This window comes from Gammaproteobacteria bacterium (assembly GCA_028817225.1).
In the GTDB taxonomy this organism is placed as follows: domain Bacteria; phylum Pseudomonadota; class Gammaproteobacteria; order Poriferisulfidales; family Oxydemutatoraceae; genus Oxydemutator.
In genome coordinates, this window is the sequence record JAPPQC010000050.1 from 1 (window position 1) to 20,647 (window position 20,647).

Annotated in this window: 23 protein-coding genes and 1 tRNA gene; 5 read left to right on the forward strand and 19 right to left on the reverse strand. The window is 65.0% G+C overall.

Annotated features, from left to right (window positions below; all coding sequences use genetic code 11):
- Positions 1–806: Fic family protein (locus OXU50_07005; protein MDD9869622.1), on the reverse strand; the 806-nt coding region annotated here is incomplete at its 3' end.
- Positions 807–1,037: 231 nt separating this feature from the next.
- Here OXU50_07005 and OXU50_07010 point away from each other — a divergent pair.
- The gene (locus OXU50_07010; protein ID MDD9869623.1) at positions 1,038–1,805 is read left to right on the forward strand and encodes a DUF4065 domain-containing protein; all 768 of its coding nucleotides are present in this window, start codon (positions 1,038–1,040) and stop codon (positions 1,803–1,805) included.
- Positions 1,789–2,127 (forward strand): hypothetical protein, encoded by a 339-nt coding sequence (locus tag OXU50_07015; protein ID MDD9869624.1) that lies wholly within the window; start codon positions 1,789–1,791, stop codon positions 2,125–2,127. The genes OXU50_07010 and OXU50_07015 overlap by 17 nt, the downstream gene beginning before the upstream one ends.
- Before the next feature lie 12 nt (positions 2,128–2,139).
- Here the strand turns inward: OXU50_07015 and thrC are convergent, their stop codons facing one another.
- From thrC to surE, 7 genes are read right to left on the reverse strand one after another with little or no spacing between them, the layout of a single operon-like run.
- Positions 2,140–3,273 carry a threonine synthase gene (gene thrC, locus OXU50_07020; protein MDD9869625.1) on the reverse strand — a complete coding sequence of 378 codons (1,134 nt, stop codon included), beginning with the start codon at positions 3,271–3,273 and terminating at the stop codon, positions 2,140–2,142.
- 57 nt (positions 3,274–3,330) lie between these two features.
- Positions 3,331–4,665 carry a homoserine dehydrogenase gene (locus tag OXU50_07025; protein MDD9869626.1) on the reverse strand — a complete coding sequence of 445 codons (1,335 nt, stop codon included), beginning with the start codon at positions 4,663–4,665 and terminating at the stop codon, positions 3,331–3,333.
- Positions 4,662–5,843, reverse strand: coding sequence for an alanine transaminase (alaC, locus tag OXU50_07030; GenBank protein ID MDD9869627.1), 1,182 nt, complete (start codon positions 5,841–5,843; stop codon positions 4,662–4,664). Before alaC ends, OXU50_07025 begins: the two co-directional genes overlap by 4 nt.
- A gap of 4 nt (positions 5,844–5,847) precedes the next feature.
- On the reverse strand, positions 5,848–6,588 hold the full coding sequence (locus tag OXU50_07035) for a peptidoglycan DD-metalloendopeptidase family protein (GenBank protein ID MDD9869628.1): 741 nt from the start codon (positions 6,586–6,588) through the stop codon (positions 5,848–5,850).
- Complete coding sequence (locus tag OXU50_07040) at positions 6,588–7,166, reverse strand: DedA family protein (protein ID MDD9869629.1); 579 nt, start codon at positions 7,164–7,166, stop codon at positions 6,588–6,590. Before OXU50_07040 ends, OXU50_07035 begins: the two co-directional genes overlap by 1 nt.
- 7 nt (positions 7,167–7,173) lie before the next feature.
- Positions 7,174–7,809: a protein-L-isoaspartate(D-aspartate) O-methyltransferase gene (locus OXU50_07045; GenBank protein MDD9869630.1), complete on the reverse strand. Its 636-nt coding sequence runs from the start codon at positions 7,807–7,809 to the stop codon at positions 7,174–7,176.
- A 32-nt stretch (positions 7,810–7,841) separates the two neighbouring features.
- Positions 7,842–8,591: a 5'/3'-nucleotidase SurE gene (gene surE, locus OXU50_07050; protein ID MDD9869631.1), complete on the reverse strand. Its 750-nt coding sequence runs from the start codon at positions 8,589–8,591 to the stop codon at positions 7,842–7,844.
- Positions 8,592–8,618: 27 nt separating this feature from the next.
- Between surE and OXU50_07055 the strand changes: the two genes are divergently transcribed.
- Positions 8,619–9,116 (forward strand): Smr/MutS family protein, encoded by a 498-nt coding sequence (locus OXU50_07055; GenBank protein ID MDD9869632.1) that lies wholly within the window; start codon positions 8,619–8,621, stop codon positions 9,114–9,116.
- The gene (locus tag OXU50_07060) at positions 9,113–10,405 is read left to right on the forward strand and encodes a molybdopterin molybdotransferase MoeA (protein MDD9869633.1); all 1,293 of its coding nucleotides are present in this window, start codon (positions 9,113–9,115) and stop codon (positions 10,403–10,405) included. Before OXU50_07055 ends, OXU50_07060 begins: the two co-directional genes overlap by 4 nt.
- Before the next feature lie 15 nt (positions 10,406–10,420).
- Here the strand turns inward: OXU50_07060 and OXU50_07065 are convergent, their stop codons facing one another.
- From OXU50_07065 to OXU50_07075, 3 genes are read right to left on the reverse strand one after another with little or no spacing between them, the layout of a single operon-like run.
- Positions 10,421–11,011 (reverse strand): YceI family protein, encoded by a 591-nt coding sequence (locus OXU50_07065; GenBank protein MDD9869634.1) that lies wholly within the window; start codon positions 11,009–11,011, stop codon positions 10,421–10,423.
- Positions 11,008–11,454: a molybdenum cofactor biosynthesis protein MoaE gene (locus OXU50_07070; GenBank protein MDD9869635.1), complete on the reverse strand. Its 447-nt coding sequence runs from the start codon at positions 11,452–11,454 to the stop codon at positions 11,008–11,010. Before OXU50_07070 ends, OXU50_07065 begins: the two co-directional genes overlap by 4 nt.
- A gap of 31 nt (positions 11,455–11,485) precedes the next feature.
- Positions 11,486–12,691, reverse strand: a complete 1,206-nt coding sequence (locus OXU50_07075; protein ID MDD9869636.1) for an MFS transporter — start codon at positions 12,689–12,691, stop codon at positions 11,486–11,488.
- A 69-nt stretch (positions 12,692–12,760) separates the two neighbouring features.
- On the opposite strand from OXU50_07075, the gene OXU50_07080 reads away from it, so the two are divergent.
- The gene (locus OXU50_07080) at positions 12,761–13,501 is read left to right on the forward strand and encodes a hypothetical protein (GenBank protein MDD9869637.1); all 741 of its coding nucleotides are present in this window, start codon (positions 12,761–12,763) and stop codon (positions 13,499–13,501) included.
- Between the two features lie 43 nt (positions 13,502–13,544).
- On the opposite strand, the gene OXU50_07085 is transcribed toward OXU50_07080, so the two are convergent.
- From OXU50_07085 to rseP, 8 genes are all read right to left on the reverse strand, one after another.
- Positions 13,545–13,763 (reverse strand): hypothetical protein, encoded by a 219-nt coding sequence (locus tag OXU50_07085; GenBank protein ID MDD9869638.1) that lies wholly within the window; start codon positions 13,761–13,763, stop codon positions 13,545–13,547.
- 113 nt (positions 13,764–13,876) lie between these two features.
- A tRNA-Ala gene (locus OXU50_07090) sits at positions 13,877–13,952 on the reverse strand.
- Positions 13,953–13,997: 45 nt separating this feature from the next.
- The gene (gene lpxA, locus OXU50_07095) at positions 13,998–14,777 is read right to left on the reverse strand and encodes an acyl-ACP--UDP-N-acetylglucosamine O-acyltransferase (GenBank protein MDD9869639.1); all 780 of its coding nucleotides are present in this window, start codon (positions 14,775–14,777) and stop codon (positions 13,998–14,000) included.
- Positions 14,778–14,790: 13 nt separating this feature from the next.
- The gene (gene fabZ / locus OXU50_07100; GenBank protein MDD9869640.1) at positions 14,791–15,222 is read right to left on the reverse strand and encodes a 3-hydroxyacyl-ACP dehydratase FabZ; all 432 of its coding nucleotides are present in this window, start codon (positions 15,220–15,222) and stop codon (positions 14,791–14,793) included.
- A complete protein-coding gene (gene lpxD / locus OXU50_07105) occupies positions 15,219–16,268 on the reverse strand; it encodes a UDP-3-O-(3-hydroxymyristoyl)glucosamine N-acyltransferase (protein MDD9869641.1) in 1,050 nt (349 codons plus the stop codon). The genes fabZ and lpxD overlap by 4 nt, the downstream gene beginning before the upstream one ends.
- 7 nt (positions 16,269–16,275) lie before the next feature.
- Positions 16,276–16,791 carry an OmpH family outer membrane protein gene (locus tag OXU50_07110; protein ID MDD9869642.1) on the reverse strand — a complete coding sequence of 172 codons (516 nt, stop codon included), beginning with the start codon at positions 16,789–16,791 and terminating at the stop codon, positions 16,276–16,278.
- A 13-nt stretch (positions 16,792–16,804) separates the two neighbouring features.
- The gene (gene bamA / locus OXU50_07115) at positions 16,805–19,126 is read right to left on the reverse strand and encodes an outer membrane protein assembly factor BamA (GenBank protein MDD9869643.1); all 2,322 of its coding nucleotides are present in this window, start codon (positions 19,124–19,126) and stop codon (positions 16,805–16,807) included.
- Between the two features lie 45 nt (positions 19,127–19,171).
- The gene (gene rseP, locus OXU50_07120) at positions 19,172–20,533 is read right to left on the reverse strand and encodes an RIP metalloprotease RseP (GenBank protein MDD9869644.1); all 1,362 of its coding nucleotides are present in this window, start codon (positions 20,531–20,533) and stop codon (positions 19,172–19,174) included.
- Positions 20,534–20,647 lie beyond the last annotated feature (114 nt).

Consider the following 20,647-nt stretch of genomic DNA (forward strand, 5'->3'; position numbering starts at 1 on the left):
CCGATTTTCCAGACTTCCTTTTCGCGGAAAGCCGGTATGGTCTGGCGGCGCGCGGCATTGTTCACCGCCGGAGCCGACAGTCCGTTCTGTCTGGCATATTCCGACAGGCGGATGACATTCTCCCCTCTCATGTAGGTCGTTCGCTTGTGCAGTGATTCCAGCAGGGCCAGGGTCAGAATCTTTTCCATGGGTTTTGTTCGGTCTTTTTCGTTGTAATCCCTCAACGCCTGGTAATACACCTGCTTCTCCTTGTTGCGGATGATGATGCGCGGGAAGTCCAGCGCCAGCAACTGGAAGTTGATAATCACCCGCCCCATGCGCCCGTTGCCGTCACAAAACGGATGGATGGTTTCAAAGTCCAGGTGAAATTTGGCGATTTTGTCCAGGAAATAACTGTCCAGGTCGTTTTCATGGACAAAGAGTATCTCTTCCATCATGCGCTCGACATGTTCCGGCGCGGGCGCGATGTGCGGGCCGACTCTGACAAACTCGCCCTTTTGCCGGAAGCGCCCGGCGATGGAGTCGTCAATGCCGCCCATCAGCATATTGTGCAAAAGCAATATGAGTTCGCCGGAAAGCGGTTCGGTCCTGGCCTTGGTGCGCTTATAAGCAATCACCCGCGCCAGATTTTTCGCCTCAAACACTTCGCGCACGGACACATTGCGCGACAACTCCATCTCCAGCAGAATTTTCTCCGTCTCCCGGAGCGTCAGCGTGGAATTCTCAATGGCGTTGGAGTTATAGACATTTTCCGGCGTTTCCGCCTCGTCAATCAATGCCAGCAGGGATTCTTTGCCACCTTTCAAGGCGGCGTATTCCATCCGCAGGGCATTGATTCTTTGCCTGATAGATTGAGAAGTGGCCATCGCCCCATTATATCAATTAACCGAAATATTGAAATATCCGTGAATTGGGTAGTGAAAATGGTGTCTATTAACGGAATATAACTGTTTTTGGTGTTGTTTTGGGGCAAAATGCATGAATTCTTTACATATCTATTGACAATTATTTTTACACGCCTTATGCTGACAGGCGCCATGTTTGAAAAATTTATCCGGCAGCAGCGCACCAGGCGCAACATGACGCAGCAATACCTCGCGTCGGAACTCGGCGTTTCCCGCCCGACCTACATGCAGATTGAGCGCGGGGAGCGGGAACTCACCGTGTCCGAAGCCAGGGCACTGGCGGCGCTTTTTGACATGCCGCTGGAGAATTTTCTTGCGGAAGAGGAACCGAAGCACGATGTAATCATTGAAAAAAAGCCGCCTGAAAAATCAGGCAATCTGCAAATCCGCGTCACGAGAAAAAACCTCGACAAGTTCAGGCAGGTCCTGCTGTATGTTCTGAACAAGGCCGGCGGCAAGCCGAATATCGGCGAAACGGTGCTGCACAAATTGCTCTACTTCATTGATTTCGACTATTACGAGAAGTTCGAGGAAAACCTGATGGGCGCGACCTACATCAAGAGCCGCCGCGGCCCCGTGCCGGTTGAGCTCGGCCCCATCATCAGAGACATGCAGAAACAAGGGGAACTGGAGGCCGTGAAAAGCGAATATTTCAGGTACTCGCAGAAAAAATACCTGCCGCGAAAGCGCCCCGACCTGGACAGGCTGACCGCCCGCGAAATGGATCACATTGACGATGTGCTGGCGCGCCTCTCGGACAAAAACGCCGCAGAAATGGAAAACTACTCGCACGGAGACATTCCGTGGATGTCCGCGCAGGACGGCCAACCGCTTTCCTACGAGAGCGTCTTTTACCGCGATGAAAGATACTCCGTGAGAAACCATGACGATGCGCTTTGATGAACTGCCGGCATTTCAGAAGGAACGAAAGCGACTCGGAAAAAAATACAAATCACTGGCGGACGACCTGCGGGAGTTCCGGAATGTGGTCTCCGTCATTCCCCTCGGCAACAGCAAGCATTTCCATGTCATCACGCAAACCGGGGGCCTGCATATCGTCAAAGCCCGCCTGTTTTGCAGATACCTGAAAGGCTCCTCCCTGCGGGTGATTTACGCCTGGCGGGAGGAAAACCGGCAGATTGAGTTCATCGAGTTGTACGACAAAAAAAGAACAGAAAACGAAGACCGCGACAGAATCAGGGAATATCTGGACAACCACTGATTGAATCAAACCCTACCCCAGTCGCGCCCCAATCACCGCCTTTACCGCCTCCAGTTCCGGCTCCACCGTCCGTATCTCGCCCTGCGCCTGGCGAATCGCCACATCCGGGTCTTTCAGTCCGTGGCCGGTCAGCGTGCAGACGATGCGGCTGCCGGCCTTGATCTTGCCGGCCTCGATATCCTTCATCAGGCCCGCGATTGAAATCGCCGAGGCCGGTTCGCAGAAAATCCCCTCGCGTTCGGCCAGCATCCGCTGCGCCGCCAGAATCTCCTCGTCGGAAAGGCGGTCAAACCAGCCGCCGGATTCCTCGCCCGCCATCAGCGCCATCTCCCAACTCTGCGGATTGCCGATGCGAATCGCGGTCGCGACGGTGTCCGGCTTCTCGACCTTCCTGCCCAGCACAATCGGCGCCGCGCCCGCGGCCTGATAGCCTAACATCCGCGGACGCCGCGTCGCAAACGCCCCGCCGTCGCAGCGGTAGGCATCGCCCAGCGCCTGCTTCGCCTTGTCAACACAGCCGCTCGGCTGCCCGGCGGCCTCGGAATAGCCCATCCAGTAGGCCGAAATGTTGCCGGCGTTGCCGACCGGCAGGCAGTGGTAGTCTGGCGCGTCGCCCAACGCCTCGACAATCTCGAAAGCCGCGGTCTTCTGCCCCTGCAAACGATACGGATTCACCGAATTGACCAGCGTGACCGGCGCCTGCCGCGCCAGCGTCTTGACCAGTTCCATGCCCTGGTCAAAGTTGCCCTTGATTTGCACGACGACGGCGCCCTCGATGATCGCCTGCGCCAGTTTGCCGAGCGCGATGTTGCCGTCCGGAATCAGCACAAACACCGCCAGCCCCGCGCGCGCGCCGTAGGCCGCCGCCGAGGCCGATGTGTTGCCGGTCGAGGCGCAAATCAGCGCGCGGCTGCCCTCGCCGACCGCCTGCGTCACCGCCACCGTCATGCCGCGGTCCTTGAACGAGCCGGTCGGGTTCAGCCCCTCGTATTTGACATGAATCTCCACCGGCGTCTTCAAACCGGCGGGAATGTTGCGAAGTTGAATCAGCGGCGTCGCGCCCTCGCACAACGACACCGGCTCGACGCCGTCGGCAAGCGGCAAACGCCCGCCCCACGCCGCAATCAGGCCGTCACGCCCTTTCACCGCGCACCTCCCCGTGCCGCCATACACGCCCGGCTTGACGCCGCCGCTCTCCAGCCGTCACGCTCCTTCATCGCGCGCCTCCCCGTGCAGCGGCTCCACCCGAATCCGCACCACCTTGTCGTCCACGCTGTCAAGCGCGCGTATCCTGTCCACCGCCTCGTCCATGTCGCGCTCGCGCACCGGGTAGGTCATCAGCACCAGCGGCACCGGCTTGCCGTCGCCGCTGGTCTCCTTCTGCATCACCGCCTCGATGCTGATGTTCAGGTCGCCGAGCACGCGCGTAATCGCCGCCAGCACGCCCGGCTCGTCCTTCACCTGCAAGCGCAGGTAATACGCGGTGACGACATCGCCGATGTCGAGCACCGGCACATCCGACAGCGCGTCGGGCTGAAAGGCCAGATGCGGCACGCGGTTTTCCGGGTCCGATGTCAGCGCCCGCACCACATCAATCAGGTCGGCCACGACCGCCGACGCGGTCGGCTCGGCGCCGGCGCCGGCGCCGTAGTACAGCGTCGGCCCCGCGGCGTCGCCGTCCACCATCACCGCGTTCATGACGCCCTCGACATTGGCCAGCATCGAGTCGCCGCGTATCAATGTCGGGTGCACGCGCAGTTCAATGCCGCCGCCCGTGCGTTTCGCAATCGCCAGATGCTTGATGCGGCAGCCGAGTTCCCCGGCGTAGAGAACATCGCGGCTGTCCATGCCGGCCAGCCCCTCGATGTGCACATTGCCGAATTGCAGCGGAATGCCGAAAGCCGTCGCCGCGATGATCGTCAGTTTGTGCGCGGCGTCTATGCCGTTCACATCAAACGACGGGTCGGCCTCGGCGTAGCCCAGCAGTTGCGCCTCGGCCAGCGCGTCGGCGAAACTGCGCTGTTTGTCGCGAATCTGCGTCAGGATGAAGTTCGTCGTGCCGTTGATGATCCCGACCAGCCGGTCAATGCGGTTGCCGGACAAGCCCTCGCGCACCGCCTTGACAATCGGAATGCCGCCGGCGACCGCCGCCTCAAACGCAACCATCACGCCGCGCCGCTGCGCCGCCTCGAAAATCTCCCGCCCGTAATCCGCAATCAGCGCCTTGTTCGCCGTCACCACGTGCTTGCCGTTGTCAATGGCGCGCAGAACCAGCCCGTGCGCGGGGTCGAGGCCGCCGAACAACTCGACGACGACATCAATGTCGCCGTCGTTGACGACATCGTCGGGGTTGTCCGACAGCGCGATGCCCGCCAAATCCGCCGGGCGCCGCCGCTTGAGGTCGCGCGCCACCGCGCGCCTGACCTCGATGGTGCGCCCGGCGCGGCGCCTGATTTCATCGGCGTTGCGCGCGAGCACATTGAGCGTGCCGCAGCCGACGGTGCCAAGCCCCAGCAGGCCCACCGAAACCGGTTTCACTTTGTTCCTCCCAATGTTTTCCTGATGTTGCGCACCGCCTGGCGAATGCGCTGCTCGTTCTCGATGAGGCTGAAGCGCACATGGCCGTCGCCGTATTCACCGAAGCCGACCCCCGGCGAGACCGCGACATGCGCGCGTTCAAGCAGCATCTTGGCGAACTCGAGCGAACCCGTCGCGCGAAACTCCTCCGGCAGCGGCGCCCACACAAACATCGTCGCACGCGGCTTGTCAAACTCCCAGCCGGCGTTGGCCAGCCCCTCGCACAGCACATCGCGGCGCTTGCAGTACAGCCGCCGCGTCTGCTCGACGCAATCCTGCGGCCCCTCGAGCGCGCTGATGGCGGCAACCTGCACCGGCGTGAACATGCCGTAATCCAGGTACGACTTGATGCGCGACAGCGCCGCCACCAGGTCGGCGTTGCCGCACATGAAGCCCACCCGCCAGCCGGGCATATTATAGGTTTTCGACAGCGAATAGAATTCAACGGCGATTTCACGCGCGCGCGGCACCTGCAATATCGAAGGCGCGCGGTAGCCGTCAAACACCAGTTCGGCGTAGGCGAGGTCGTTGATGACCCAGATGCGGTGCTCCAGTGCGACCTCGACGACCTGCTCGAAAAAGCCGGCCTCGACGCAGGCGGTCGTCGGGTTGGTCGGAAAATTCAGAATCAGCAGTTTCGGCTTCGGCCAGGCGTCGCGGATGGCCTTGACCAGCGCCGGAAAAAAATCGTCCACCGACAGAATCGGGATGTCTTGAATGTCGGCGCCGGCGATGACGCAGCCGTACGGATGAATCGGGTAGGCCGGGTTCGGCACCAGCACGCGGTCGCCCGGCTCGAGCATCGCCAGCGCCAGATGCGCCAGCCCCTCCTTCGAGCCGATGGTGACGATGGCCTCGCGCTCGGGGTCGAGTTCAACATTGAATTTGCGCCGGTACCAGTTGCACACCGCCGCGCGCAGCCGCGGAATGCCGCGCGACATCGAGTAGCGGTGCGTGTCCCTGCGCTGCGCCGCCTCGACCAGTTTGGCGATGACATGCTCCGGCGCCGGCTGGTCCGGGTTGCCCATGCCGAAGTCCACGACATCCTCGCCGCGCGCCCTCGCCTCGCGCTTCAGCCGGTTGACGATGTCGAAGACATAGGGCGGCAGGCGCCGGATGCGGTGAAACTCCTTCGGCATCGGCCTAAAGCGCCGGCAGGTAACGCAGCGGGTTGACGGTGCGGTTGCGCCGCCTGATCTCGAAATACAGCGCCGCCGCGCCGCCGCCGGCGCGCCCTTCGGCGAGTTGCGCGATGGGCTGGGCGGCGCCGACGGCGTCGCCCTCGGCGACCAGCAGGCGGCCATTGCCGCCGTAGGCGCTGAAGAAATCGCCGGCATGATGGATGATGACCAGGCCGCGGTAATGTTTCAGGCCGAAGCCGCTGTACACCACCCGCCCGGCGGCGGCGCTGTGCACGGTCTGGCCGGGCCGGCCCCGAATCAGCAGGCCGCGCCCGCTGCCGACCTTCGTCGCGCGCGGCTTCGCCCGCGGCGAACCGAGCGGCCACTTCCAGGCGGCGGGCGCCGCCTGCGCGCGCGGCGCGGCGCCCCTGTTCGCCTTGTTGTCCGTGTCCGCCTTCTTCGCCTTCGCCTTGTTGGCCTTCTTCGCGGCGGCGCGGCGGTGGTCGGCGGGCGGCGCCAGCCGCAGACTCTGCCCCGGACGAATCAAATAGCGCGGCGCGGCGATGTCGTTCCACTCCGCCAGCCGGCGGTAGTCGAGGCCGTGCAGCCAGGCGATGGCGTAGAGCGTGTCGCCCTTGTGCACCGTGTGCACGCCTTTGCCGACCGCGCGCTGCGCCGGCGGCCCCTCCGACCAGGCCTCAAAGACCGCGCCGCACCCGTGCAGCGCGAGCAGGAACGGCAACAGCGGAAGAACGCGCGGCATCACAGGTAGCGGTACAGAATCGCGGCGGCGAGCAGCGCGACCAGCACCCAGCCGATGACCTCGATTCGTTTCTCGATGTAGCCCGACAATGCCGGGCCGAACCACTTCATTGAATAGCCGACGATGCCGAAACGCATGCCGCGCCCGACCAGCGTGGCCAGCACGAACAGCAGCAGGTTCTGCCCGAGCACGCCGGCGCTGATGGTGAACAGTTTGTACGGTATCGGCGTCAGCGCGGCGATGAAGATAATCCAGATGCCCCACTCGCCGAACAACTCGACGGCCTCGCCGTATTCATCCCAGTACGCGGTGCCGCGCAGCCACGGCTCGATCTGGTCGAACAGAAAAAGGCCGATGACATAGCCGAAAACGCCGCCCAGCGCCGAAAACACCGTCGTCAGAATCACCAGGCGCGCGGTGCGCGGCGGGTTCAGCGCGCACATCGGCGCCAGCATCACATCGGTCGGCACCGGGAAAAACACCGATTCGCAGAAGGTCAGCCCGTAGAGATACTTCTCGGCGCCGCGCTTGCCGATCCACGACATCATCATCTCGTAGGGGCGGGTGAAAACTCTCATGACCGGCTCACTCCCGGCACAAACCGACCAGCGGGACAAACTTGACGCTGCACAGGCGGCGCTCGGAATAACCGCGGCGGCTGCGCGCCACCAGCACCAGTTCCTGCGCCCCGTCGCGCCCGCCGACCGGGGCGACGAGGCGCCCGCCGACGGCGAGTTGGCCGAGCAGCGGCGGCGGAATTTCGGCGGCGGCGGCGGTCACAATCACCGCGTCGAAAGGCGCGAACTGTTTCCAGCCCTTGGCGCCGTCGCCGCAGCGGAAATGCACATTGTCATAGCCGAGTTCGTCCAGCAGCGCGCGTGCGCGGCGGTAAAGCGCCGGAATCCGCTCAATCGTGAACACGCGCGGCGCCAGCGTCGCAAGAACCGCGGCCTGGTAACCCGACCCGGTGCCGACTTCCAGCACCTGGCCGGGGCCGTTTTTGGCCATCAGCGCCTGCGTCATCAGCGCGACGATCCACGGCTGCGAGATGGTCTGTCCGTGGCCGATGGACAGCGACTGGTCTTCGTAGGCGAGGTGCGTAAAACCCTCTTCGGTGAAGCGGTGCCTCGGCACCGCGGCGATGGCGCCCAGCACGCGCTCGTCGCTGATGCCGCGATCGCGCAGTTTCCCGGCCAGCGCCTCGCGCGCCGCGCGCGCCAGCCCGCGGCGTTGTCCGACGGCGGCGGCGGCGCTCACTCGCCCCCCAGCCAGCCGCTGATTTCGCCGAGCGACTGGTGGCGCGTCAAGTCCACCTGCAGCGGCGTGATTGAGACGAAGTTTTCGCCGATGGCGTGAAAGTCGGTGCCGTCGCCGGCGTCCTGCTCGGAACCGGCGGCGCCGACCCAGTAAACCGGGCGCCCGTGCGGGTCGGCGGATTGCACCATCGGCTCGGCGCGGTGGCGGCTGCCGAGGCGCGTCGCGCGCTCGCCGCGGATGTCGGCGAGCGGCCTGTCCGGGATATTCACATTCAGGATAATCTCCGACGGCATCGGCTTGCGAATCAGCCGCTCAACCTGGCGGCGCGCGATGCGCGCGGCGTCCTCCAGATGGCGCGGTTGCCATGAGCACACCGACACCGCAATCGCCGGAAAGCCGAGAAACCGCCCTTCCATCGCCGCGGCGACGGTGCCGGAATACAACACATCGTCGCCCAGATTCGCCCCGTTGTTGATGCCGGCGACGACCATGTCCGGCTCGCGCGCGCCGAGCAGCCCGGTGACCGCCAGATGGACGCAGTCGGTCGGCGTGCCGTCCACCGCGTAGAGGCGCTCCTCGACGCGGGTCACGCGCAGCGGGCGGTCCAGCGTCAGCGAATTGCTGGCGGCGGAGCGGTCGCGCGTCGGGGCGACCACCGTCACCTCGGCCACCTCGCCCAGGTGCCGCGCCAGGATGCGAATGCCGCGGCTGTCGTAACCATCGTCGTTGCTGATTAAAATGTGCATAATAAACGTTGCCGGAACCGAATGACCATGACCGCAAAAGACAACAACCAGGCGACTTTCAGGGACTTGATGGGCCGTTCCGCCCGGCCCGCCGCCGCGGATGTTCCACGGCGGCGCCCGCGCCGGCCCGTGCCGCGCCCGACGGCAAAGGATTATAGCCGCAACCCGCCCCAATTTCAGATTATCGAGCGCCCGCCCGCGAAATTCTCGCGCGGCGGCGTCAACCGCGCCAGTTTGCGAAAATTCGAGAAAGGCGCGCTGCTGCCGATGGAAAAACTCGACCTGCACGGCTTCGTGCGCGACCAGGCGGTGATTGAACTGGAACACCGCCTGCGGCAATGCGCCGAAAACAATGTGCGCTGCCTGCTGGTGGTCGTCGGCATCGGGCGCTTCTCGAAAGGGCTGCCGGTGCTGAAACCCCACATCCTCTCGTACCTGATGCAGCACAGCGGCGTGCTGGCCTACGCGCCGGCGAAGAACAGCGACGGCGGCGGCGGCGCGGTGTATGTGATGCTGAGAAGATGAACTCGCGCCCGGCCACGCACGACCCCGCCTGCACCGACGATTCCGACCCGCAGTCGCTGCCGTTCAACGCGGCGCTGGACAAGGTGCTGGCGACGGTGCCGGTGATCGCCGAAACGCGGCGCCTGCCGCTGCGCGAGGCGCTCGGGCGCGTGCTGGCGGACGATGTGCGATCGCAAATCAACGTGCCCGGGCACACCAACTCGGCGATGGACGGCTACGCGCTGCGCTCGCAGGATTTGCCGTCCGCCGGCGCCGCCGCATTCGAGGTCGCCGGCAGCGCCTTCGCCGGGCGCCCGTTCGGCGGCACGGTGGGCGCCGGCCAGTGCGTGCGCATCATGACCGGCGGCGTCATGCCCGAAGGCTGCGACACCGTCGTCATACAGGAACACGCCGAGGCCGACGGCGCGCGCGTGCGCATCAACGCCGGGCACCGCGCCGGGCAGAATGTGCGCCGCGCCGGCGAGGACATCACCGCCGGCGCCGTCGCGCTGAAACGCGGGCGGCGGCTGATGGCCGCCGACATCGGCCTGCTGGCGTCGCTCGGCGTCGGCGAGGTCGGGGTCGTGCGCGAACTCAGGGCCTGCATTTTCTCGACCGGCGATGAACTGCGCCCGGTCGGCGCGGCGCTGAAGACCGGCGAACTGTACGACAGCAACCGCTACACGCTGTCGTGCATGCTGGGGCGGCTCGGCGCGCGCGTCAGCGACCTCGGCGTCGTCCGCGACGACCGCGGCGCGCTGCGCGCGGCGTTCGCGCGCGGCGCGCGGAACTGCGACGCCGTCATCACATCGGGCGGCGTCTCGGTCGGCGAGGCCGACTACACAAAGCGGACGCTGGACGAACTCGGCGAGGTCGGTTTCTGGAAAATCGCGGTCAAGCCGGGGCGCCCGTTCGCCTTCGGCAAACTCCGCGGAAAGCTCCGCGATGGCGGCGGCGGCGCCTGTTATTTCGGGCTGCCCGGCAACCCGGTGTCGGTGATGGCCACCTTCTATATGCTGGTGCAGCCGGCGCTGCGAAAAATGGCGGGCGAGACCGACATCGAGCCGCTCAAACTGCGCGCGCGCTGCGTGTCGGCGCTGCGAAAACGCCCCGGCAGGGCCGAGTTTCAGCGCGGCATTCTGACCATCGGCGGCGACGGCGCGGCGGCGGTGGAATCCACCGGCGCGCAAGGCTCCGGCATTCTGAGCTCGATGTCGCGGGCGAACTGTTTCATCTTTCTGCCCGACGAGGCCGGCGACATCGCCGCCGGCGGCGAAGTGACGGTGCTGCCCTTTCCGGGCCTGGTGTGACCGGCGCGGCGCCGCTCAGGACTTGACGAACACCGCGCTGAGGCTGACCGGTATCGTCGTCGGTATGTTGAACAGCCCGACCAACCCCTTCAGGGTCTCGAAACCGTCCAGCATGCCGTAGGCTTTCGCGTCCAGCAGAACCGGCTCGACCGTCTCGACCAGCAGCGCGCCTCCGCCGAGTCCGGTGACGCGCACCTGCGCGTCCAGCGGATGCGACTGGCCGCGCATCGCAAGGGTCGCCGTCAGGCGGTGCAGCGCGGTCTCGCCCGGCGCCATGCCGCGCCGCGCCGCGCGCGGCAGCGACAGCGACACCATCGCCTGCGGATGTTTCGCCACCATGAAGACATGCTCCTTGACGCGCTCGTCGCGTATCTCGACGCCGGTGTCCACGCTGCCGAGGTCAATGACGACGCGCGCCTCGCCGTCGTCGCCGATGCCGCCGGAAAAGCGGCGGAAGCGGTTCGGCTCGAAAATCGCGGCGTAACTTTCCGCCGCCATCTTGCTCGACAGGTAGGTGACCGACGACCGCTCCGGGTCGAGCGTCCAGCCGGCGCCGGCGGGGGCGCAGAGCAGAATCAGGCCGGCGGCGAGAAAACGGCGCATCATGCCGCCTCGACGACCGCCGGCGTGTTGTGTTCGACCCAGCGCTCGCCGTCCGCGAGTTTTTCCTTTTTCCAGAACGGCGCCTTTGACTTCAGTTCCTCGACCAGCGCGCGGTTGACGGCCCAGGCGTCGTGCCGGTGCGCGGCCCACACCGCGACCGCGACGATGGCGTCGCCCGGAAAGATTTGCCCGATGCGGTGCGCGACCAGCACCTCCACGGTGTCGTGCGCCGCGCGCGCCTTTTCAATCGAGCGGCGCAGGCAGTGCTCGGTCATGCCGGGGTAATGCTCAAGCCAAATCGCCTCGACCGCGTCGCCGTCGTTGAAGTCGCGCATCGTGCCGACAAACAGCGCCAGCGCGCCGTGGCCGCCCGCGCGCAGACGGCGCTCGTGCGCGCCGACCTTGCGCCACGGGTCAAACGGTTGTTCAAGAATTTCCACTGTCATGTTCGCGCCTCCGCCGTCCATGATAACCGATTCACGACGGGCAGCGCCAATGCAGCAGCGCGGCGGTCAGCAGCATCGCCGCGGCGGTGACGGCGAAAGCCGCCGCGAGGCCGCCGTACAGCACCGCGGCGCCGCCGAGCGCGGCGCTGCCGACGGCGTAGCCGAAGTCGCGCCAGAAGCGGTACACCCCCATCGCCGGCGCGCGCAGGGCCGGTGAACTGAAGCGACTGATGACCGTGCTGAGCGTCGGGTACAGCAGGCCCATGCCGGCGCCCATCACGACCGCGTTGCCGAACCACCACGCCGGATGGTCGGACGCCAGTATCGTCAGCGACGCGATGCCGCACAGCACCATGCCCGAGTTGATCAGCAGTTTGAGGCTGACGCGGTCGGCGAGCAGCCCCGACGGCAGTTGCACGACGCCCCAGGTGACCGCGTAGGCGCCGGTCACAAGGCCGATGGCCGGCAATGAAAAGCCGCGCCGGTGCAGATAGACCGGGAACACGACCCACACCAGCACATCCACGAACTTCTCGACAAGACCGGCGAGGCAGATGACCGACGACACGCGGTCGGTGAAACTGACCCTCCAGAATGTGCCGCCGCCGCTTTCCGGCGCGGCCCCGTCGCCGCCCTCGGCCCGCAGGCCGATGGACAGCGTCTCGATGCAAAGCAGCACCGCGAACAGCAGCGCGACACCGATCATCGCGCCGCTGAACACCAGCAGCCCGGTGCGGGTGCCAAGCGCGAGCACCAGTTCCGGCGTCAGGTAGCCGCCGAGGGCGACGCCGAAATAACCGGCGAACTCGTTCCAGCCGATGACCGTGCCGTGGCGCCCGCGGCGCACCAGGTCGAGTTTGGCGATTTGCGACATGGACCAGCAGCAACCCTGCTGCACGCCGAGCAGCACGGTGGCGGCGACAATCCACCCCCAGTTGTCGGCGTACACCAGCATCGGCGGAATCGGCGCCGCGAACAGCCAGCCGATGACGAGGATTTTCTTGCGCCCGTGCCGGTTCGACAGGCCGCTCCCCCACAGGTTGGCGAAACTCTTGACGACGCCGAAGGCGAGCACGAAACTCGCCAGCAGCAGGTACGAGTCGCGCGGCACATTGAATTCGACCTCGGAGAGCACCGGAATCACCGTGCGAAACAGGCCCAGCGTCATGCCGGTGAAAAAGACCTGCAACACAAACTGAACCAGTTGAAAACGCCGGGAGTCCGTGTGAATTTTCAAGGGGTTTCCAATCGGGGGTTATCTAAGGTATGGTGCGATTATAGGGCATCACCACCGCCCCCGAATCCGATGAAGAAATACGCGCTCGCAATCGCCCTCCCGCTCCTCGCGCTCCTCGCGCTCCTCGCACTGGCCCTGTGGGCCGGCTGGGCGCGGCTGGCGCCGCCGGCTTTCAGCGGCGACGGCCTGTGGCAGGGGCGCTTCGACATCAACCAGCGCGGCGACTTCCAACTGACCGTGCTGCACAGCAACGGCCGGCTGATCGCGCTGAGCCCCGACGCGCGCGTCGCCTACCGCGGCAGTGCGGCCTTCGAGGACGGGAATTACCGCGCCGAGATGGACATGTTCTTCATCAACGGCTCGCCGTTCGACAAGGCCACGCTGACCGGCGCCGTGGTGTCGCCGCAACGCATCGAGGCGCGCTTTCGCACGCACGGCGCCGGCGACGAGGGCGGCCTGGTGCTGGAATACGACGCCGCGACCTACGAGAAGAACAGTTCGCTCGACCGGCTCGAGGGGCAATGGATTCTGTACCAGGGGTTCACCATCACCAAGTTCACCATCAACGGCGACGGCACATTCCACGGCGCCGATACCAACGGCTGCGGTTACGAGGGCCTGATTGAGATTATCAACCCCGACTACAACGCCTACCGCGCGCGGCTGTTCGCGTCTTCGTGCGACAACCTCGACGGCGAGTACGAAGGCATGGCCTTCCTGATGAGCAGCCTGGCAGAGAACGACACCCTGCACATGCAAATCTCAAACGACGACTGGGGCCTGTACATGCCGATTGTCCGCGACGGCTAAGCGCGCCGCCGCGCGGCGCGCTTAGCCGCTGTGTGCGGCGCACTCAGAGGAATTTCACCAGACCGACGATAAGGCTTGCATACACGCCGCCGACTGTGATCAGCCGCCATGTCAGGCGCGCTTCAAGCGCCGCGATGGCGGACTTGACAGCCGCGATGTCACGCCAGGTGGCGGGGTCCTCCGGCACCTGTTTTGCGGCGGCGGTCGCCAACACATCGTCAACGCCCGCGGATTTCAATGCTTTATACATGACTGTGCTCATCACTTGGCCTCCTGATTATAAGTGAATCGAGGCGCCAAAAATACGCGCAAGTCAAGAAAAAACGCCAACCAACTGGACGAACGGACGAAAATAGCCGACGAACGGTAAAAAATTGGTGGAGCCAGGCGGGATCGAACCGCCGACCTCTTGCATGCCATGCAAGCGCTCTCCCAGCTGAGCTATGGCCCCGTGCCCGGGTGGGTGCGTGCAATGTAGCACACGCGGCGCGCGCACTCAACTGGTGACGCCGCGCACGCTGGATTCAATGAACTCTATCAGGGTTTTCACCTCGGGGTGGCCGTCGGCGGCGCGGCGGTGCTTTTCAAGGTAACTTCTGAGGCCGCCGGGCGTGCGCACGAGGTCGAGGTAGGCGTTGTGCAGCGCCCGTATCGTGTCTTCGGAAAAACCGGCGCGGCGCAGTCCGACCTTGTTCAGGCCGTGGGTCTTGGCGGGGTTGCCCGACGCCAGTGTGTACGGCGTCAGGTCCTTGGTGAAGGTGCTGGCCTTGCCGCTGAAGGCGTGGCGCCCGACGCGGCAGAACTGGTGGACGAGGCTGAAGCCGCCGAGCGTCGCGTAATCGTGGACTTCCACATGGCCGCCGAGCGAGGCGCCGTTGGCGAAGGTCGTGTGGTCGCCGACGACGCAGTCGTGCGCGATGTGAACATAGGCCATCAGCAGGTTGTCGTCGCCGACGACGGTCTTGCCGAGCGCCGCGGCGGTGCCGCGGTTCAGCGTGCAGAACTCGCGGATGACATTGCGGTCGCCGATGACCAGCCGGGTCGGCTCGCCGCCGTATTTCCTGTCCTGCGGCTGCTCGCCGAGGGAACAAAACGGAAAGACGCGGTTGTCGCGGCCCAGCGTCGTCGGCCCCTTGATGACGACATGCGAATCAATGCGGGTGCCGGCGCCGACGGTCACATCCGCGCCGATGACGCTGTACGGCCCGACGGCGACATCCGCCGCCAGGTCGGCGCCGGCGTCAACAACCGCCGTCGGGTGGATGCCGCCGCTCATCCGGCCCGCCCGGCTATTTCAGCACGCAACTCAGCGTCGCGGTGGCGGCGACTTCGTCGCCGACCGACGCCGTGGCGCTGAAAATGGCGTAGTTGCGCTTGCTGCGCTCGAACACCGCGTCAAGCAGCAGTCGGTCGCCGGGCACCACCGGGCGCTTGAACTTTGCGTCCTTGATGCCGGTCAGCAGGTAGAGGCCGTCTTTGTTTGATTCGGCCATGCCGTCGGCGACCAGCACGCACGACGCCTGCGCCATCGCCTCCAGAATCAGCACGCCCGGCATGATCGGCTTGCCCGGAAAATGCCCCTGAAAGAACGGCTCGTTGGCGGTGACATTCTTGACCGCCGTCAGGCGCCGGCCCTTCTCCAGTTCAATCACGCCGTCAATCAGCAGCATCGGGTAGCGGTGCGGAATCATCGCCATGATTTGTTCCAGATTGAAGATCATCGTCCGTCCGCCCCCTTCGCGCGCTTGTTTTCAGGCCCGGCGAGGGCGTTGACGCGCTCGGCGAGGCCGCCGAGGCGGCGGTAGTGCAGCGCGTTGCGAAGCCATTCGCGGTGGCCCTGCTGCGGCAGGCACGATGTGTAGCGCCCCGGTTTCGAGATGGATTTCATCACGCTGGTCATCGCCGAGATGACGACATCGTCGCAAATCTCGACATGCCCCTGGATGCCGGCAAGCCCGCCAATCATGCAGCGCCTGCCGATGACGGCGCTGCCGGCGATGCCGACGCAGCCGGCAATCGCCGTGCCGTCGCCGATGCGGACGTTGTGCGCGATCTGCACCTGGTTGTCTATCTTGACGCCGTTGCCGATGACGGTGTCGTCGAGCGCACCGCGGTCTATCGTCGTGTTGGCGCCAATCTCGACATCGTCGCCGATGCGGACGCCGCCGACCTGCTCAATCTTGACCCAGCCGCCGTCGCGCCTCGCGTAGCCGAAGCCGTCGGCGCCGACGACCGCGCCCGGATGAATCACGACGCCGTCGCCGAGGCACGCGCCGCCTTGCAGCGTGACCTGCGCCGCCAGACGGCAGTTGTCGCCGATGCGGCAATCCTCCATCACCGTGCAGTTCGGCCCGATGGCCGTGCCCTTGCCGATGCGGCAACCGGCGCCGATGACGCTGCACGCACCGATGGTCGCGTCTTCGCCGATGACGGCGTCGCCGGCGACGACGGCGGACGGGTGAATGCCGCGCCCGGGCGCGTCGGCGCGGCGAAACAGCCGCGAAATGGCGGCGAACGCCAGGTAGGGGTCGTCGCAAATCAGCGCCGGCAGGCGGCAGGCGCCGCTGTCCTCCTCTTTCAGCACGACGGCGGTGGCGCGGGTCGCGGCCAGCAGGCGGCGGTGTTTGGCGTCGCCGAGAAAAGTCAGGTCGCCGGGGCGCGCGCCGGCGATGCTGCCGATGCCGCGAATCTCGGAATCGGGCGCGCCCGACAGCCGGGCGCCGGCGTATTCGGCGAGTTCAAGCAGCGTGTAACTCCTGCCGGACATCACACAATCACCGCGCGCGCTTCTCCAGCATCTCGATGATTGTGTCGGTCATGTCAATGCGGTCGCTCGCGTAGAGCACCGGCTCGGACACGACAAGGTCGAATTTCCTTTTCTTCGCGACATCGGAGATGACCTTCGAGACCATTTTCTGTATGTCCGCCAGTTCCTCGTTTCTGCGGTCGGAGAATTCGCTCTGGAAGTCCTCGGTTCTGGTTCGCAGCCGGCGCTTTCTCGACGCGATTTCGCGCTCCAGCCGCCGCCGCTTCGCCGCCTCCATTCCGGCGCCGCTGTCGCGCAGCCGATTCTCCAGTTTCTCGATCTGCTCCTGCGATTCGAGCAGTTTGTCGTTCCTGCCGGAGAACTCCTCCTGCAGCCTTTCCCTCGCGGCGGCGGCCTGCGGCGCCTCCTGCATCACGCGGGCGACATTGATGAAGGCGATGTTGTCCGCCTGCGCCGCCGCCGCCTGCCATGCGGCGGTTGCGATGCAGCCCGCCGCCAGGAATATTCTCAATGTGGTTGTCATTCGCGCCCCCGCGTCAGAAGTTGGTTCCAAAGTCGAACTGGAAAGATTCGGTGTCGTCGCCGGATTCATCGTTGAAATGCGACGCCAGGTTGAAAGTAACCGCGCCAATCGCGGTCAGCCAGTGCACATTCAGGCCGAACGAGCCTTTCATGTCGCCGAACGAGAAGTCGCCGGCATCCTCGGTGACATCGCCGATGTCGGTGAACAAACTCATGCGCAGCCGCGACGGGTCGTAAATGGCCGCGCTCGGAAAGAACAGGTCGAAGTTTCCGAGCAGCCTGAAATTGCCGCCGATGGCGTCGTCCGGGTCGGACGGATCTTTCGGCCCGACCGAGTTGTTCTGGTATCCGCGCAAACTTCTGGTGCCCCCCGCATAGTATCTGTCATAAAACGGCACCTCGTTGGTGTCGCCGTAGGCGCTGGCGTACGATAACACACCGCGCGGCGCAAAGATGAAGTCCCGGCTCTCGCCGAGCGGGAAATAGTGGCCGTGGGAATAGTTGAACTTGACATAGCTCAGGCCGCTGCCGGGGCCGAACAGGTCCACCGAGCCGCGGATGCGGGTGCCCTCGGTCGTGAACAGCGAGCGGTCGCGGGTGTCATAGACCAGGTTGGTGCTGAGTATGTAGTTGGTGAACTCGAGAATGTAGTCGTACTCGCCGACATCCTGCCGCCTGCCGTCTATGAAGTCGTCCACGAACCGGCACAGGTCGGTTTCCGCCCGGTTGTTGTTGCACGGCACCGACAGCTGGATGTCCTGTATCCTGACGCCGAAGCCGAGCGTGTCCGACTCGGAAATCGGAATGCCGTAGTTCAGCGACAGGTTCAGTTCGTCGGTGTCGGCGGCGGTCACATTGAGGCGGTTGGAGCCGTAGTCCACCTCGCGGTAACTGAGATTCCAGGCGCGGCTGATGCCGTCTATCGTGTAATACGGGTCGAGAAAGCCGATGGCGTAGCGCGAACTCGAGTCGCTGTTGTTGAAGGCGAAGTTGATGCGGTTGCCGCTGCCGAGAAAGTTGTCCTGTGCGAGGCTGACCGACAGCACGCCGCCCTCGCTGTCGGAATAACCCGCGCCGATGTTGAAGTTGCCCGACAGCCGCTCGCTGACGCTGAAATCCAGGTCCAACTGGTCGCCGGAGTCCGGCACCGGCTTCTCCTCGATGGTGACCTCCGACACATACGGAAGCCGCTGCAGGCGGCGGCGCGACAACTCGACATTCCCGGCTGAATAGGCGGCGCCCTCCAGTTGCCTCATCTCGCGCCGGAACACCTCGTCGTCGGTGGTTTCGTTGCCCTGGATGTCAATGCGCCGCACATAGGCGCGCTTGCCGGGCGACACGAAAAACGCCAGGTCCACGGTCGAGTCGCCGGGCCGCGTCTCGGGAATCACATTGACCCTTGCGAAGGCGTAGCCGCGGTCTTTCAGGTGGCGGGTGATGGCGTCGCTCAGCGCCAGCGTCGTCTTGCGCGAGAAAGTCGTGTCTTTGATGCCGCCGACCATCCGTTGCAGCACGCTGCGGTCGGGCACCTCCATGCCGGTCAGGTTGACATCGCGTATGCGGTAGCGCCGGCCCTCGCTGATCTTGATCAGGACATCAATGTTGCGCTTGTCCGGCGTCAGCGTGACGCGCGTCTCGTCCACCCTGAAATCGAGGAAGCCGCGGTCGAGGTAGAGGTTGTTGATGCGCTCCAGGTCGCCCTCGAGTTTGAACTTGGAGTACTGGTCCTTGCTGCTCCAGAATTCATACCAGCGTTTGCCGCCGGTCTCGAAATCCTCGCGGATGTCCTCTTCGGAGACCAGCCGGTTGCCGGTGATGCGCACATCGCGCACGATGGCCGTGCGGCCCTCGTCAATGACGATCTCGAGATTGACCTGGTTGTCCGGCGCCTCCACCGCCTCCATCCGCACCTGAACGCCGTATTTGCCGAGCGCGTAGTACTGCTGCTTCAGTTCCTCGCGCAGCCGCTCGAAAGTCGCGCGGTCGTAGATGCGGCCGATGGCGATGTTGATTTCCTGCAGGCCCTCGGTCAGCGCGTCGTCCGGAATAATCTCGTTGCCCTCGATGACGATGGCGGCGATTCCCGGCCTTTCCCGCACGACGAAAATCAGTTTGCCGCCGTCGTGGCGCAGCACGATGTCCTCGAAAAGGCCGATGCGGTAGAGTTCGCCCATCACCGCCGGCGCGTCGTCCGGATTGAAATAATCCCCGACCTGCACCGACAGCCCGGAAAACGCCTGGCCGGCGCTGACACGCCGGAGGCCCTCAATCTCGATGTCCTCGACGACAAACCCCTGCGCCGCGGCGGCGCCGGACGCGAGCAGCGCGCAGGCCATCAAGGCGCGGCGCAAAAACCGGTGGCAAGCCATGCGCGCCGCCCGTCAGAACAGGCGGTTCAGGTCGTTGTAGATGGCCACCAGAATCAGCAGGCCAATCACCGCGATGCCGATTTTCTGCCCGAGCAACTCGGCCTTCTGCGACAGCGGCGAGCCTTTGACCCACTCAATCAGGTAATACAGCAGGTGGCCGCCGTCCAGCACCGGTATCGGCAGCAGGTTCAGGATGCCGATGCTGACGCTGAGCAGGGCGACGGTCGTCAGGTAGGCGACAAAGCCCAGCAGAAACGAGGTGCCGGCGAACTCGGCGATGGTCAGCGGGCCGCTGATGTTGTTGAACGAGACCTGGCCCATCACCATCCGCGCGATGAACTTCAGCGTCATCCACGACATCGCCACGGTCTCGGAAAATGCGTGCGACACCGCCTCCAGCGGGCCGTAGCGGACAAAGTCGCGGTAACGCCGCAGCGCGTCCTCGGGCAGTTGCGGCGCGACGCCGATTTGCCCGACTTCGGCGCCGTTCTCGGCCACGGCGTCAATCGCAAGCGACAGCGACAGCACGCTGCCGCCGCGCTCGACGGACACCGGCACGCTGCGCCCCGGATGGGCGCGGACTTCCGCGACCAGCGCGCCCCAGTCGGCGATTTCCCTGCCGTCAAACGCCAGCACCCGGTCGCCCTGCTGCAAGCCGCTGCGCGCCGCCGAGCCTGACGGGCGCATTTTGCCGACCGCCGCCGGCAGACTCGGCGCCCACGGGCGGATGCCAAGGCGCTCCAGCAGCGAGACTTCAATGTCCAGCAACTCGTCGCCCGGCGGCAGGCCGAGCATCACGCGCCGGTGTTCGCCCTGGTGGACCACCTCAAGCGCGACGCCGGTTTCCTGGTCGAGCGATTCGTCGAGTATCGTCATCAGCGCCTGCTTCCAACTGTTCACCGGGCGCCCGGCGACCGACACCACCTGGTCGTTGCCGACCAGCCCCGCCTGCATCGCCGGGCTGCCGGGCAGCACCTCGCCGATGACCGGGCGCACGACATGAGAGCCGACGACGGCGATGATGAAAAACAGCACAAACGCCAGCAGCAGGTTCGCCGCCGGGCCGGCGGCGACGATGGCCGCGCGCGCCGCGAGCGGCTGGCGGTTGAACGAACGCGGCGCCTCTTCTTCGGCGACCTCGCCCTCGCGCTCGTCAAGCATCTTGACATAGCCGCCGAGCGGCAGCATGCCGACGACATATTCGGTGCGGTCATCGCCGGCGGTCTTTCGGTACAGCGGCTTGCCGAAGCCGACCGAAAACTTCAGTATCCGGACGCCGCACTTCTTCGCCACCCAGTAGTGGCCGTACTCGTGAAAAGCGATCAGCAGGCCGAGGGCGATAATAAAGCCGATGGCTCCGAGGAAAATGGACATTTTGTTTGCTCTCTCAGGTCGTCGTGTGGGCTTCCGTGCCGGGTGAACCCGTTATAGTAGCGCTTGTCGGGCGGAAAAGGTATCGGCGGGGGCAAAAAACTGCGCCCGGCAAGG